1 protein-coding gene (only partly in view) is annotated in these 17,007 nt (G+C 70.7%); it reads right to left on the bottom strand.

Features of this window, described 5'->3' with window-relative positions; genetic code table 11:
* Positions 1-17,007, bottom strand: partial view of a type I polyketide synthase gene (locus tag ACFRMN_RS09285; protein ID WP_383015685.1) — the 5' portion only. Its footprint begins 2,544 nt before the window's first position; the window shows 17,007 of its 19,551 coding nt (coding positions 1-17,007); its start codon is at positions 17,005-17,007; its stop codon lies off the left edge, out of view.

Here is a 17,007-nt window from a genome sequence, read left to right as displayed (position 1 = left end):
GTCCACCGGAACCCGCCGCGCCCGCACATCCTCGGCGGCGCAGGACTCGATCAGCTCGTCCAGCGCGTCGGCGTCGCCCGCCACCACGACCGAGCCGGGGCCGTTGACCGCCGCGACCGAGATCCGCCCGTCCCACCGCGCGATCCGCTCGCGGGCCTGCTCGACCGTCACCGCCAGCGACACCATCCCGCCCTGGCCCGACAGCGCCAGGATCGCCCTGCTGCGCAGCGCGACCACCTTGGCGGCGTCGGCCGGCAACAGCGCGCCCGCGACACAGGCCGCGGCGATCTCGCCCTGACTGTGCCCCACCACCGCGTCCGGCTCCACACCGTAGGAGCGCCACAACGCGGCCAACGACACCATCACCGCCCACAACGCCGGCTGCACCACGTCGACCCGCTCCAGCGCGGTCGCGTCGGCCAGCACGTCGTGCAGCGACCAGTCCACATGCGGGGCGAGCGCGTCGGCACACGCGTCCAGCGAGGCGCGGAACACCGGCGACGACTCGGCCAGCGCCGCGCCCATGTGCAGCCACTGCGAGCCCTGGCCGGGGAACACGAACGCCACCTTGCCCGCGGGCCGGGTCACACCCATCGCCACACGGGTCGACTCGACGCGGCGGGCCAGCGCCGTCGGCCCCTCGATGAGCGCGGCGAGGCCGGCGAGCAGGCCGTCGCGGTCATGGCCCACGATGACCGCCCGGCTGTCGAAGGCCGACCGCGACACGGCGAGCGTGGTGGCGACATCGAGCGGGTTCAGCTCGGGGTGCGCCACGAGGTGGGCGCGCAGCCGGTCGGCCTGCGCCCGCAGCGCGTCGTTGTCCTTGGCCGAAACCAGCAGCGGCACCGGGGACAGGTCCGGCTCGGCCGTCCGTACGGCGGCCTCGGTGACCGGCGCCTGTTCGATGATGGCGTGCGCGTTGGTGCCGCTGAACCCGAACGACGACACGCCGAACCGGCGGGGGTGGTCGGTGTCCGGCCAGGAGCGTGCCTCGGTGAGCAGCGCGACATCACCGGCCGACCAGTCGACCTTCGGGGTGGGTTCGGCGACGTGCAGCGTCTTCGGCAGCACGCCGTGCCGTATCGCCATGACCATCTTGATGATGCCCGCGACACCGGCCGCGCCCTGGGTGTGGCCGATGTTGGACTTCAGCGACCCGAGCCACAGCGGCTCGCCGGTGCGGTCCTGTCCGTAGGTGGCCAGCAGTGCCTGCGCCTCGATCGGGTCACCCAGGGTGGTGCCGGTGCCGTGCGCCTCGACCGCGTCCACATCCGAAGGAGACAGACCCGCACTGGCGAGCGCCTGCCGGATGACCCGCTGCTGGGAAGGCCCGTTCGGCGCGGTGAGACCGTTCGACGCGCCGTCCTGGTTGATCGCGGAACCCCGCACCACCGCGAGGACCTGGTGCCCGTTGCGCTGGGCGTCGGACAGCCGCTCCAGCACGACCATTCCGACGCCCTCGCCCCAGCCGGTGCCGTCCGCGTCCGACGAGAACGGCCTGCACCGACCGTCGGTGGACAGCCCTCGCTGGCGGCTGAACTCGATGAACGAACCAGGCGTCGACATCACCGTCACGCCACCCGCCAGCGCCATCGAGCAGTCACCCGTCCGCAGCGCCTGCACCGCCATGTGCAGCGCCACCAGCGACGACGAGCACGCCGTGTCGACTGTCACGGCGGGACCTTCGAGACCGAACGCGTAGGCGACCCGACCGGACACGACGCTCGCCGCGTTGCCCGTGCCGACCAACCCTTCGACGGTCTCCTCGCTCCCCGCCAGCAGCATGGTGTAGTCCTGCACGTTCGAGCCGGTGAAGACGCCGATGTCCTGTCCCCGCACCGAGTTCGGGTCGATCCCGGCTCGTTCGAACGCCTCCCAGGAGGTCTCCAGCAGCAGCCGCTGCTGCGGGTCCATCGCCAGCGCCTCACGCGGGCTGATCGCGAAGAACGTCGGGTCGAACAGGTCGGCGTTGTAGAGGAAGCCGCCTTCACGCGCGTACGAGGTGCCCGCGTGGTCCGGGTCGGGGTCGTACAGGTTCGCCAAGTCCCAGCCGCGGTTGCCGGGGAACTCGCCGATGGCGTCGACACCGTCCAGCACGAGCCGCCACAGGTCCTCGGGCGAGTTCACCCCGCCGGGGAACCGGCAGCTCATCGCGACGATCGCGATCGGTTCGTCGATGACGGCCGCGGCCGTACGGGTGATCGCCGCGACGACGGGTGCGCCCACGAGTTCGGCGCCGAGGTGCGCCGCGAGCGCCGTGGGGGTCGGGTAGTCGAAGATCAGCGTGGCGGGCAGACGCAGTTCGGTCGCCGCGCCCAGCCGGTTACGCAGTTCGACGGCGGTCAGCGAGTCGAACCCGAGCTCCTTGAACGCGCGATCGGGCGCGACGGCCTGCGTCGAACTGTGTCCCAGCACCACAGCCACGTGGTCCAGTACAAGGTCCAGCAGTGCCTTCTCCCGCTCCGCGTCGGTCAGCCCGGCCAGCGACCGCGCCAACGCCGACCCGGCCACAGCGGCGGACTCGACGGTCCTGCGCGCGGTGCCACGCACCAGACCACGCAGCATGTGCGGCACCGGCTGGGAGCGCGCCTGCCTGCGCAACGCGGGCAGGTCGAGGGGCACCGGTGCCAGCACGGCACGCCCCGTCGAACCCGCCGCGTCGAACAACGCCAGACCCTCGGACGAACGGAGCGGGATCACACCGCCCCTGCTCATCCGCTTCACACTGGCCTCGTCAAGGCTGCCGGCCATGCCGCCGGCATCTGCCCACAGGCCCCACGCCAGCGACGTCGCGGCCAGGCCGGCGGCCCGGCGGTGCTGCGCGAGCGCGTCCAGGAACGTGTTCGCCGCCGCGTAATTGCCCTGGCCGGGACCACCCAAGGTGCCCGCCACCGAGGAGAACAGCACGAACGCCGTCAGGTCCAGGTCCTTCGTCAACTCGTGCAGGTTCCATGCCGCGTCGACCTTCGGCCGGAATACGGTGTCGATCCGCTCCGGCGTCAGCGAACCGATCGTGCCGTCGTCCAGCACACCGGCGGTGTGCACAACAGCGGAGACCTCGTGCTCGGCCAGCAGCGCCGCGACAGCCTCCCGGTCGGCCACATCGCACGCCGCGAACGCCACCTCGGCACCCTCCGCGACGAGTTCGTCGCGCAACTCCCCGGCGCCCTCGGCCGCGACGCCGCGCCTGCTGACCAGCAGCAGACTCCGCACACCCCGCTCCACCACAAGATGACGGGCAACCAGACCGCCCAGCGTGCCCGTCGCGCCCGTGACCAGCACCACACCCGAACCAAAACCGGGGTCGCCCACCACGGACCGCCGAACCCTGGCAAGGCGAGGTACTTGGATGTCGCCGGACCGAACCGCGAGCTGCGGCTCCCCGGTGGCCAGGGCCGCGGGCAGCGCTTCGAGCGAGGCCGCCTCGTCGTCGAGGTCGATCAGCACGATCCTGTCCGGGTTCTCCGACTGGGCGGACCGCACCAGGCCCCACACCGCGGCCTGCGCGAGATTCCGCACATCCTCATCAGCCGAAGTGGCGATCGCACCACTGGTCACGACGGCCAGACGCGCCGCGTCGAACCGCTCGTCCGCCAGCCAGACCTGAATTGCCTTCAGCGCCCAATACGCCGCTTCATGCGCGGCGGACACCGGATCAGACGCGGACATGACCGGGCACAACACCACCGCGAAGTCGGACAGCGGTTCGGTCAGGGCATCCAGGTCGATCCGCTCGGTCGTCGGGAGATCGCCGTCGGGCAGGGGAACCGACAGCCAGTCGACGCCGAACAGCGACTCCGAGTCCTGCCGCGACAGCGTCTCCGACATCGGGCGCAGCACCAGCGAGTCGATCGTGGCCACCGGAGCACCGGTGCCATCCGCGACCGCCAACGACACCCCGTCCGACTCCGCGGGCGACAGCCGCACCCGCAGCATCTCCGCGCCGGAGGCGTGCAGCCGGGCACCCGACCACGCGGACGGCAGCGTGCCAGGAGCATCCGCGTCGTCCATCAGGCCGATGGCATGCAACGTCGCGTCCAGCAGCGCCGGGTGCAGACCGAATCCGTCCGCATCCACGTCGTCAGGCAGCGCGACCTCGGCGAACACGTCGTCCCCGCTGCGCCACGCGGCCCGCAGCCCCCGGAACACCGGCCCGTAGCCGAAACCGCCGTCAACCATGTGCTCGTAGAACCCGTCCAGGTCCACGGCCTCGGCACCGGGGGGCGGCCACTCGGTCAGGGAAGCCCCACCGGACCTGCTCCCCGCACGGAGCACACCGGTGGCGTGCCGGGTCCACGTCACGCCGTCGTCGCCCGCACTGGAGTGGAGCGTCAGCTCACGCCTGCCTGCCTCGTCCTCGGCGCCGACCCACACCTGTACCCGCACCGTGCCCTTCTCGGGCAGGACGAGGGGCGCCTCCAGCGTCAGTTCCTCGACCAGGTCACATCCGACCTGGTCGCCGGCGCGGATCGCCAGCTCAAGGAACGCCGTGCCGGGCAGAAGAATCGAGCCCTGGACCACGTAGTCGGCCAGCCACGGGTGGGTCTGGACCGACAGACGACCGGTCAGCAGCACACCGTCCGTACCACCGAGGGCGACGGTCGCACCCAGCAGCGGGTGCTCGGCCGCACCGAGCCCGGCCGCCGCGACATCACCGACCAGCGGCGCCGCGTCAACCCAGTAGCGTTCACGCTGGAAGGCGTAGGTGGGCAGGTCCACCCGTCGGGTGCCGCTGTCGGCGAAGAAGGGCTCCCACTCCACGCGGACACCACGCACATGCAGCTGTCCTACAGCCGTCGTGGCGGCCAGGGTCTCCGGCCGATCACCGCGCAGCATCGGTACGAACGTCGCGTCCGGCGCCGACTCCTGGCCCAGCGCCGACAGCGTCCCGCCCGGCCCGACCTCCACGAACGTCGCCACACCCTCGGCAACCAGCGTCTCGACGGCATCGGCGAACCGCACCGACTCCCGCACATGCCGCACCCAATACTCCGGCGAACCCAACTCCTCGGCACTCGCCAGCGCACCGGTCAGCGTCGACACGATCGGAATCGTGGACGCCTCGAACGACACGCCCTCCAGCACCCGGCGGAACTCGTCAAGCATCGGATCCATCAACGGCGAGTGGAACGCGTGACTCACCCGCAGACGGGTCACCTTCCGCCCCATCTCACGCCACAGCTCCGCCAACACATCCACATCGGCGGCAACACCCGAGACCACTACCGAGTTCGGGCCGTTCACCGCGGCAATACCTACGGTCTCCGGCAGGTCCGGCGCGACCTCGGCCTCAGGGGCCTGGACCGCCACCATCGCACCACCCTCGGGCAGCGCCTGCATCAACCCGGCACGCGCCGAGACCACCTTGGCGGCATCAGCCAATGACCACACGCCCGCCACATGCGCTGCGGCCAGCTCACCGATCGAATGCCCCGCCAGCATGTCGGGACGGACACCCCACGACTCCAACAACCGGAACAACGCCACCTCGACCGCGAACAACGCCGGCTGCGTCACCCCCGTCTGGTTCAGCGCCTCGGCGTCCTCACCGAAAAGCACCTCACGCACCGCCGGGTCGAACTCACCCAGCACCTCGTCCAGCGCCTCGGCGAACACCGGGAATCGGGCAGCCAGTTCACGACCCATCCCGAGCCGCTGCGAACCCTGACCCGAGAACAGGAAACCCACCCGGTGCGATGCCGCCTCGCCCACCACGACACCGGGCCCATCCCGCCCCTCGGCGAGAGCGGAGAGAGCCGACAGGAACTCGGTCCGGTCAGGGGCCACAATCGCCGCACGATGGTTCAACGCCGCCCGCGACGTCGCGAGCGAATAGCCGACATCAACAAGCGCGTGCTCATCGACAATCGACATCAGACGCTCAGCCTGGCCACGCAGGGCACCCTCGCCACGCGCCGACAACACCCACGGCACCAGGCCGTCACGCACCGGCTCCGAGACCTGCTCCCGCTCGACCACGGGGGCCTGCTCGATGATGGCATGCGCGTTCGTGCCGCTCACACCGAACGACGACACACCGGCTCGCCACGGCTGACCGGTCTCCGGCCACGGCCGACTCTCCGTCAGCAGCTCGACGGCGCCCGCCGACCAGTCCACGTGCGGCGACGGCTCGTCCACGTGCAGGGTGCGCGGCAGCACACCGTGCCGCATCGCCATCACCATCTTGATCACACCCGCCACACCGGCCGCAGCTTGGGTGTGGCCGACGTTCGACTTGATCGACCCCAGCCACAGCGGCTCACCGGCGCGGTCCTGCCCGTAAGTGGCCAGCAGCGCCTGCGCCTCGATCGGGTCACCTAGCGTCGTACCGGTGCCGTGCGCCTCGACCGCGTCCACGTCCGACGGAGACAGACCCGCGCTCGCCAGCGCCTGCCGAATCACCCGCTGCTGCGAAGGCCCGTTCGGCGCGGTGAGACCGTTCGACGCGCCGTCCTGGTTCACCGCGGACCCACGTACGACAGCGAGCACCTGGTGCCCGTTGCGGCGGGCGTCCGACAGCCGCTCCACGAGCAGCATGCCGACACCCTCACCCCAACCAGTGCCGTCCGCGCTGTCGGAGAACGCTTTGCAACGCCCGTCCGGGGCCAGGCCACGCTGCCTGCTGAACTCGATGAACGACCCCGGCGTCGACATCACCGTCACACCGCCGACCAGCGCCAGCTCACATTCGCCCTTGTGCAGCGCCTGCACCGCCAGATGCAACGCCACCAACGACGACGAACAGGCCGTGTCCACCGTCACCGCAGGACCTTCGAGCCCGAACGTGTAGGAGAGCCGGCCGGAGATGACACTCGCCGAGATACCGGTACCCGCGTGCCCCTCGACACTCTCCCGCGCAGCCATCAACAACGCCGCGTAGTCCTGGCCGTTGGTGCCGACGAACACACCGGACCGACTGCCCCGCACCGAGTTCGGATCGATGCCGGCCCGTTCGAACGCCTCCCAGGAGGTCTCCAGCAACAACCGCTGTTGCGGGTCCATCGCCAACGCCTCACGCGGCGAGATCCCGAAGAAGTCCGGGTCGAACTCCGCCGCGTCGAGCAGGAAGCCACCTTCACGCGCGTAGCTGGTGCCCGAGTGCTCGGGATCCGGGTCATAGAGCGAGTCCAGGTCCCACCCACGGTCGACGGGGAACCCGGACACCGCGTCCGCACCGGACTCGACAAGGCGCCACAGATCCTCCGGCGACTCGACCCCACCGGGGAACCGGCAGCTCATACCGACGATCACGATCGGCTCGTCGGTCACGGCCGCGGCGGGTACGTCGGCCACGGCGTCGAGCACCCCGCCCAGCAGCTCGGCGCCGAGGTGCGCCGCGAGAACAGCGGGGGTCGGGTAGTCGAAGACCAGCGTGGCGGGCAGGGCAAGCTCGGTGGCCGCGCCCAGCCGGTTGCGTAACTCGACGGAGCTGAGCGAGTCGAAGCCCAGTTCCCTGAAGGCACGGTCGGGCGCGATGGCCTGCGCCGAGCTGTGACCGAGCACCACGGCCACGTGGCCGAGCACGAGGTCCAGCAGGGCCTTCTCCCGCTCCGCGTCGGTCAGACGCGCCAGCGACTGGGCGAAGCCGGACCCGACCACGGCCCCGGACTCGGCGGTCCTGCGCGCGGTGCCACGCACCAGACCACGCAGCATGTGCGGCACCGGCTGGGAGCGCGCTTCCCTGCGCAGCACGGGCAGATCCAGCGGCACCGGCGCCAGCACGGCACGCCCCGTCGAACCCGCCGCGTCGAACAGCGCCAGACCCTCGGCCGAGCGGAGCGGGATCAGACCGCCCCTGCTCATCCGCTTCACATCGGCCTCGTCCAGCCGGCCGGTCATACCGCTGGCCTCGGCCCACAGGCCCCACGCCAGCGACGTGGCGGGCAGACCGGCGGCCCGGCGATGCTGCGCGAGCGCGTCCAGGAACGTGTTCGCCGCCGCGTAATTGCCCTGGCCGGGACCACCCAAGGTGCCCGCCACCGAGGAGAACAGCACGAACGCCGTCAGGTCCAGGTCGCGGGTCAGCTCATGCAGATGCCACGCCGCGTCGACCTTCGGCCGGAATACGGTGTCGATCCGCTCCGGCGTCAGCGAGCCGATCGTACCGTCGTCCAGCACACCGGCGGTGTGTACGACAGCGGTCACGGAGTGCTCGGCCAGCAGCGCCGCCACCGCGTCCCGGTCCGCCACATCACACGCGGCGAACGTCACCTCGGCACCCTCCGCGACGAGTTCGTCGCGTAACTCCTCGGCACCCTCCGCCGCCAACCCGCGCCTGCTGACCAGCAGCAGACTCCGCACATCTCGCTCCGCCACGAGGTGCCGGGCGACAAGACCGCCCAGCGTTCCCGTCGCGCCCGTGACCAGCACCGCACCCGGGCCGAAACCGGGGTCGTCGACCACGGACCGCCGAACCCTGGCCAGCCGCGGCGCACTGGCAGCACCCAGGCGCACAGCCAGCTGGGGTTCCCCAGTGGCCAACGCGGAAGGCAGCACACTGAGCGAGGCCGCCTCGTCGTCGAGGTCGACCAGCACGATCCGGTCCGGGTTCTCCGACTGGGCGGACCGCACCAGGCCCCACATCGCGGCGTGCGCGAGATTCCGCACGTCCTCATCAGCCGCAGTGGCGATCGCACCGCTGGTCACGATGGCCAGGCGCGCCGCGTCGAACCGCTCGTCCGCCAGCCAGACCTGAAGTGCGTTCAGCGCCCAGTGCGCCGCCTCATGCGCGCCGGCGACCGGGTCGGACGCGGAGATGACCGGGCACGGCAGGACGACGAAGTCGGGCAGCTCAGCGGACCGCGTCAGTGCCTCCAGGTCGGTCCACTCGGTCGTCGGGATGTCTCCGTCGGTCAGGGGAACCGACGCCCAGTCGACGCCGAACAGCGCATCCCCGTCCTGCCGCGCCAGTGTCTCCGACACCGGTCGCAGCACCAGCGAGTCGATCTCGGCAACCGGAGCTCCCGCCCCGTCCGCCACCGCCAACGACACCCTGTCCGACTCCGCGGGTGACAGCCGCACCCGCAGTGCCGTCGCACCGGAGACGTGCAGCCGGACACCCGACCACGCGACCGGCAGCCTGCCGGGCCCGTCGGCATCGCCCATCAGCCCAATGGCGTGCAGCGCCGCGTCCAGCAGCGCCGGGTGCAGACCGAATCCGTCCGTATCCACACCGTCCGGCAGCGCGACCTCGGCGAACACCTCGTCCCCGCTGCGCCACGCGGCCCGCAGCCCCTGGAACACCGGCCCGTAGCCGAAGCCCAGCTCCGCCAGCCGGTCGTAGGCCCCGTCCAGGTCGACGGTCTCCGCGCCGGCGGGCGGCCACTCGACCAGCGAAGTCCCACCGGACGGGTTCCCCGCACGGAGCACACCGGTGGCGTGGCGGGTCCACGAACGGCCGTCGTCGGTCTCGCCCGCGCTGGAGTAGAAGGTCAGTTCACGCCTGCCCGACTCGTCCGCCGCACCGACCCACACCTGCATCCGCGCGGAGCCGTTCTCGGCCAGGACGAGGGGCGCCTCCAGCGTCAGTTCCTCGACCAGGTCACATCCGACCTGGTCACCCGCGCGTACCGCCAGCTCGACGAACGCCGTACCGGGCAACAGGACCGAACCCTGGACCAGGTAGTCGGCCAGCCACGGGTGGGTCCGCACCGACAGACGGCCCGTCAGCAGCACACCGTCCGTGCCCCCCACAGCGACAGTCGCACCCAACAACGGATGCTCAGCCGAACCGAGCCCGACCGCCGCGACGTCGCCGGTCGGCGGAAGCATGTCAGGCCAGTAGCGCTCACGTTGGAACGCGTAGGTCGGCAGGTCCACCCGCCGCGCGCCACGACCGGCGAAGAACGCCTCCCAGTCCACCCGGACACCGCGTACGTGCAGCTGACCCGCAGCCGTCGTGGCGGCCACGACCTCCGGCCGATCCGCCCGCATCACCGGTACGAAGGTCGCCTCCGGCGCGGACTCCTGCCCCAGCGCCGACAGCGTCCCACCCGGCCCCACCTCCATGAACGTCGCCACACCCTCGGCGACCAGCGTCTCGACAGCGTCGGCGAACCGCACCGACTCCCGCACATGCCGCACCCAATACCCCGGCGAGGCAAGCTCCTCAGCGGTTGCCCGCGCACCGGTCAGCGTCGACACGATCGGGATCTGGGGCGCCTCGAACGACACGCCCTCCAGCACCCGGCGGAACTCATCGAGCATCGGATCCATCAGCGGCGAGTGGAACGCGTGACTCACCCGCAGACGAGACACCTTCCGCCCCGCCTCACGCCAACGTTCCGCGGCCACCTCCACATCGGCGGCAACACCAGAGATGACCACCGAGTTCGGGCCGTTGACCGCGGCGATGCCCACGGTGTCGGGAAGCCCAGGCGCGACCTCGGCCTCGGTCGCCTGGATCGCCACCATCGCACCACCCTCGGGCAGCGCCTGCATCAACCCGGCACGCGCCGACACCACCGCGGCGGCGTCGGCCAGCGACCACACACCCGCCACATGCGCCGCGGCCAACTCGCCGATGGAGTGCCCCGCCAGCATGTCGGGGCGGACACCCCACGACTCCAGCAGGCGGAACAGCGCGACCTCGACCGCGAACAGCGCGGGTTGCGTCACCCCCGTCTCGTTCAGGGCATCGTCATCCTCACCGAACAGCACCTCGCGAACCGCCGGGTCGAACGCGCCCAGCACAGCGTCAAGAGCCTCGGCGAACACCGGGAACCGCTCGGACAGTTCACGCCCCATCCCGAGCCGCTGCGAACCCTGACCCGAGAACAGGAAGCCCAGTCGGCCGGGTTCGTCGGCGACTCCCCTGACCACAGCGCCGGTCACCTGACCATCGGCCACGGCCGCCAAAGCGGCCAGGAACTCGGACCGGTCAGCGGCCACAATCACCGCGCGGTGATCCAACGCCGCCCGCGACGTCGCGAGCGAATAGCCGACATCGACAAGCGCGTGCTCGTCCACCATGGACATCAGACGCTCAGCCTGGCCGCGCAGGGCACCCTCGCCGCCTGCCGACAACACCCACGGCACCAGGCCGTCACGCACCGGCTCCGGAGCTTCCTCCCGCTCCACCACGGGGGCCTGCTCGATGATGGTGTGCGCGTTCGTTCCGCTGAACCCGAACGACGACACACCCGCACGCCACGACTCACCGGTCTCCGGCCACGGACGTTCTTCCGTCAGCAGCTCGACGGCGCCCGCCGACCAGTCCACGTGCGGCGACGGCTGGTCCACGTGCAGGGTGCGCGGCAGCACACCGTGCCGCATCGCCATCACCATCTTGATCACACCCGCCACACCGGCCGCGGCCTGAGTGTGACCGATGTTGGACTTCAGCGATCCGAGCCACAGCGGCCGGCCCTCGGGCCGGTCCTGGCCGTACGTCGCCAGCAGCGCCTGCGCCTCGATCGGGTCGCCGAGCGTGGTGCCGGTGCCGTGCGCCTCGACCGCGTCCACTTCGGACGGAGTGAGACCCGCACTGGCGAGCGCCTGCCGGATGACCCGCTGCTGCGAAGGCCCGTTCGGCGCGGTGAGACCATTCGACGCACCGTCCTGGTTCACCGCGGACCCACGTACGACAGCGAGCACCTGGTGCCCGTTGCGTCGCGCGTCCGACAGCCGCTCGACGAACAGCATGCCGACGCCCTCACCCCAACCGGTGCCGTCGGCGTCGGCCGAGAACGCCTTGCAGCGCCCGTCCACCGACAGCCCGCGCTGCCGGCTGAACTCAATGAAGGCACCCGGCGTCGACATCACGGTGACGCCACCAGCCAGCGCCAACGAGCACTCGCCCGACCGCAGCGCCTGCACCGCCAGGTGCAGCGCCACCAGCGATGACGAGCACGCCGTGTCCACCGTCACCGCAGGACCTTCAAAGCCGAACGTGTAGGACAGCCGGCCGGAGGCCACGCTGGACGCGGTGCCGGTCGCCGCGTAGCCGCCCGTGTCATCGGCGGCCCCGTCCAGGACCATCCCGTAGTCCTGCATGTTCGATCCGACGAACACACCGACGCGCTCACCGCGCAGCGACGCCGGGTCGACCCCGGCCCGTTCCAGCAGTTCCCACGATGTCTCCAGCAGCAGCCGCTGCTGCGGGTCCATCGCCAACGCCTCACGCGGCGAGATCCCGAAGAAACCCGAGTCGAAATCCGCCACACGGTCGAGGAAAGCGCCCATCCGGCTGTACGACGTGCCCACACCCGCCGGGTCGGGGTCGTACAGAGCCTCCACGTCCCAACCTCGATCGGCCGGGAACTCCGACACCGCGTCCCCGCCCGCCAGGAGTACGTCCCACAGGTCCTCCGGGCTCGACACACCCCCCGGGAACCGGCACGCCATCGCCACAATCGCGATCGGCTCATCCGTCACCCCCGACACGGCGACAGGAACGGAGGCGGCGGAGGCCACACCCGCACCGGACAACTCAACACGCAGAAAGCCTGCCAGCACGGCAGCCGTCGGATAGTCGAACACCACCGTCGCGGGCAGGGCGACACCCGTCGCCTCACTCAGCCGGCCACGCAACTCCATCGCCGTCAGCGAGTCAAAACCCAGCTCCCTGAAAGCACGCGTCGCGGAGAACGCGTCACCCGACACATGACCCAGCACCGCAGCCGCCTCATACCGAACCAACTCGGTCAGCTGCCGCTCCTGCTCAGCCACATCCAAACCAACCAGCCGCTGCGCGAAAGCCGACACACCCTGCTCCACCGGAGCCGCCTCGAACACGGCACGCACCTGCGGCAGCTCACCCAGCAGCGGGCTGGGCCGCTGCGACATGAACGTGCCCGCGAACCGCTCCCAGTCCACATCCGCGACGACAACGTTCCCGTCACCACGCTCCAGAGCCGTGGCCAGACCCGCGATCGCCACAGCCGGGGCCATCGTGGTGAGGCCCCTGCGCCGCAACTGGGCCGCCGCGTCATGCCCGGCGTCCCTGACCATGCCGCCATCGCCCCACGGACCCCACGCGACGGCCGTGGCGGGCAGACCCGCCGCCCTACGGTGCTCCGCCAGGGCGTCCAGGTAGGCGTTGGCAGCCGCGTACGCGGACTGGCCACCGCTGCCCCAGACACCGGCGATCGAGGAGAACAGCACGAACGCGTCCAACGGCGTGTCGCCCAGCAGCTCGTGCAGGTTCCTCGCGCCGACGACCTTGGCTGCCAGCACATCACCGAATCCGGCGAGGTCGGCCGGGTCGAGGTCGGCGAGGGGGGTCGCGCGCTCGATACCGGCCGCGTGCACGACCGCGGTGAGCGGGAACTCGGCGGGCACCGAGGCGAGCACGTCCGCCAGCGCGTCCCGGTCTGCGGCGTCACAGGCCGCGATCGTGACGCGGGCACCGAGCGCGGTCAGCTCCGCACGCAGTTCCTCCGCACCATCGGCCTCCAGCCCGCGCCTGCTGGTCAGCAGCAGGTGCTCGGCACCCTTCGCCACCAGCCACCTGCCGACGTGCGCACCGAGCGCGCCGGTGCCGCCGGTGACCAGGACCGTGCCGCGCGGCGTCCAGCCCTCCCCCGAGACATCGCCCAGCGGCGCGGGCACCAGCCTGCGCCCCAGAACCTCGCCACCGCGCAACGCGACCTGGTCCTCACCACTCGTACCGGCGAGCACCGAGGCCAGCAGATCACCGGTCGCCTCGTCCCGCACACCGGGCAGGTCCACCAAGCCACCCCAGCGACCGGGATGCTCCAACGCGGCCACCCGGCCAAGACCCCACACCATCGACTGCTCAAACCCGGCAACCACATCACCCGCACCCACCGACACCGCACCCGACGTCACACACCACAACGGCACCGACACACCCACATCACCAAGCGCCCCCAGCAGACCGATCGTGCCCGCCACACCCACCGGCACCACCGACCCACCCACCTCGGCCAGTCCCAGCAGCGACACCACACCACTCAGAGCAGGCAACCCAGCCAACCGCCCCGCCCAGTCCACCGCCTCCAGATCCACATACAGCACACGCACGTCCGCACCATTCCGAGCCAGCGCGTCACCAACCCACCCAGCACGGTCCTCACCCGCCGGCGCGACCACCAGCCACACACCATCCAACAGCCGGCCCCCAGCAGCCACCGGCCGCCAGTCCACCCGATACCGCCAACCGTCCGCAGTGGACCGACTCCGCTGTTCCCTGCGCCACGCGGACAACCGAGGTAACACCGCGCTCAGCGGATCATCCGACGACACATCCAGCGTACGGGCAAGATCAGCGAGGTCGCCCTCCTCCACGACCCCCCAGAACCGCGCCTCCACCGGCGACATCCGCTCAACGCCCTCAAGGGCGGGGACGTCCAGCCAGTAGCGCTCACGCTGGAACGCGTAGGTCGGCAGGTCGACTTGCCGGGCGCCGCTGCCCGCGAAGTAAGCGGTCCAGTCAACCGTCACGCCCCGCGCGTGCAGCGCGGCGACCGTGGTGACGAGCGCGAGCTCCTCGGGTCTGTCCGCCCGTAACGCGGGCAGGAACACCGCGTCGGGCGCGCTGCCGAGACCGAGAGCGGACAGCGTCCCACCCGGCCCGACCTCGACGAACACATCGGCATCCTGCTCCCGGAGCGCCATGATCGCGTCGTGGAACCGTACGGACTCACGTACGTGCCGCACCCAGTACTCCGGCGAGGCCAACTCCTCCGCACTCGCCAACCGACCCGTCAGCGTCGACACGATCGGAATCTCGGGCGCCCCGAACGACACACCCTCCAGCACCCGACGGAACTCAACCAGCATCGGATCCATCAACGGCGAGTGAAACGCATGACTCACCCGCAGACGAGACACCTTCCGCCCCACCCCACGCCAACGCTCCGCAACAGCCTCCACATCGGCAGCAGCACCGGAGATGACCACGGAGTTCGGGCCGTTCACCGCGGCAATGCCCACGGTGTCAGGCAGCTCAGACGCGACCTCGCCCTCAGAGGCCTGGACCGCCACCATCGCACCACCCGACGGCAACGCCTGCATCAACGCACCCCGCGCCGACACCACCTTGACCGCATCAGCCAACGACCACACACCCGCCACATACGCCGCCGCCAACTCACCGATCGAATGCCCCGCCAGCACATCCGGCCGCACACCCCACGCCTCCAACAACCGGAACAACGCCACCTCAACCCCGAACAACGCCGGCTGCGTCACCCCCGTCTCGTCCAACGCCCCGGCATCCTCACCGAACAACACCTCACGCACCACCGGATCGAACTCCGACAGCACCTCATCCAACGCCGCAGCGAACACCGGGAACCGCGCCGCCAACTCACGCCCCATACCAAGCCGCTGCGAACCCTGACCCGAGAACAGGAAACCCACCCGGTGCGACGCCGCCTCACCCACCACAACACCCGGACCACCCCGCCCCTCGGCAAGAGCGGCGAGCCGGTCGCAGGTGGTGGTCCGGTCCTCGGCCAGCAGGACGGCGCGGTGCTCGAACACGGATCGTGTCGTGGCCAGCGAGAAGCCGACACCGACCGGGTCGAAGTCGGCGGAACCCTCCACGGCGGACAGGAGGCGGTCAGCCTGGCCACGCAGGGCACCCTCGCCACGCGCCGACAACACCCACGGCACCAGGCCATCGCGCACCGGCTCCGGAGCTTCCTCCCGCTCCACCACGGGGGCCCGCTCGACGATGACGTGCGCGTTCGTGCCACTCACACCGAACGACGACACACCGGCCCGCCACGGCTGTCCCGTCTCCGGCCACGGGCGCGCCTGCGCCAACAGCTCCACGGCACCGGCTGACCAGTCCACATGTGACGACGGCTCGGTGACATGCAGCGTCTGCGGCAGCACACCACGCCGCATCGCCATCACCATCTTGATCACACCCGCGACACCGGCCGCGGCCTGCGTGTGGCCGATGTTCGACTTGATCGACCCGAGCCACAGCGGCTCACCGGCGCGGTCCTGACCGTAAGTGGCCAGCAGCGCCTGCGCCTCGATCGGGTCACCCAGCGTCGTACCGGTGCCGTGCGCCTCCACCGCGTCCACCTCCGACGGAGACAGACCCGCACTGGCAAGCGCCTGACGAATCACCCGCTGCTGCGAAGGACCGTTCGGCGCGGTGAGACCGTTCGACGCGCCGTCCTGGTTCACCGCGGACCCCCGTACGACAGCGAGCACCTGGTGCCCGTTGCGGCGGGCGTCCGACAGCCGCTCCACGAGCAGCATGCCGACACCCTCACCCCAACCAGTGCCGTCCGCGCTGTCCGAGAACGCCTTGCACCGGCCGTCCACCGACAGCCCGCGCTGGCGGCTGAACTCCACGAACGAGCCCGGCGTCGTCATCACCGTCACACCGCCGACCAGCGCCAGCTCACATTCGCCCTTGTGGAGGGCCTGCGCGGCCAGGTGCAGCGCCACCAGCGACGACGAACACGCCGTGTCCACCGTCACCGCGGGACCTTCGAGGCCGAACGTGTAGGACAGCCGACCGGAGATGACACTCGCCGAGATACCGGTACCCGCGTACCCCTCGACACTTTCCGGCACGGCCCTCAATAACGCCGCGTAGTCCTGGCCATTGGTACCGACGAACACACCGGACCGGCTGCCCCGCACCGAGTTCGGGTCGATGCCCGCCCGCTCGAACGCCTCCCACGACGTCTCCAGCAGCAGCCGCTGCTGTGGATCCATCGCCAACGCCTCACGCGGCGAGATCCCGAAGAAACCCGAGTCGAAATCCGCCACACGGTCCAGGAAAGCGCCCATGCGGCTGTAGGTGGTGCCCGTGTGGTCGGGGTCCGGGTCGTACAGCGACTCCACGTCCCAACCACGGTCGGCCGGAAAGCCTGACACCGTGTCCCCGCCTTCGGCCACCAGCCGCCACAAGTCCTCCGGCGACTCGACACCACCAGGGAAACGGCAGCTCATGCCGACGATCGCGATCGGCTCGCCGGCCTTCTCCTCGACCTCGCGAAGCCGTTGCTTGGTTTGCCGCAGATCCGCGGTCAGGCGCTTCAGGTAGTCGAGGACCTTGTCGTCATTCGACAT

The organism is Streptomyces sp. NPDC056835, from assembly GCF_042789485.1.
GTDB lineage: Bacteria > Actinomycetota > Actinomycetes > Streptomycetales > Streptomycetaceae > Streptomyces.
Note: the sequence above shows the minus strand (reverse complement) of the source record. Positions and strands in the feature narration are given on the sequence as shown.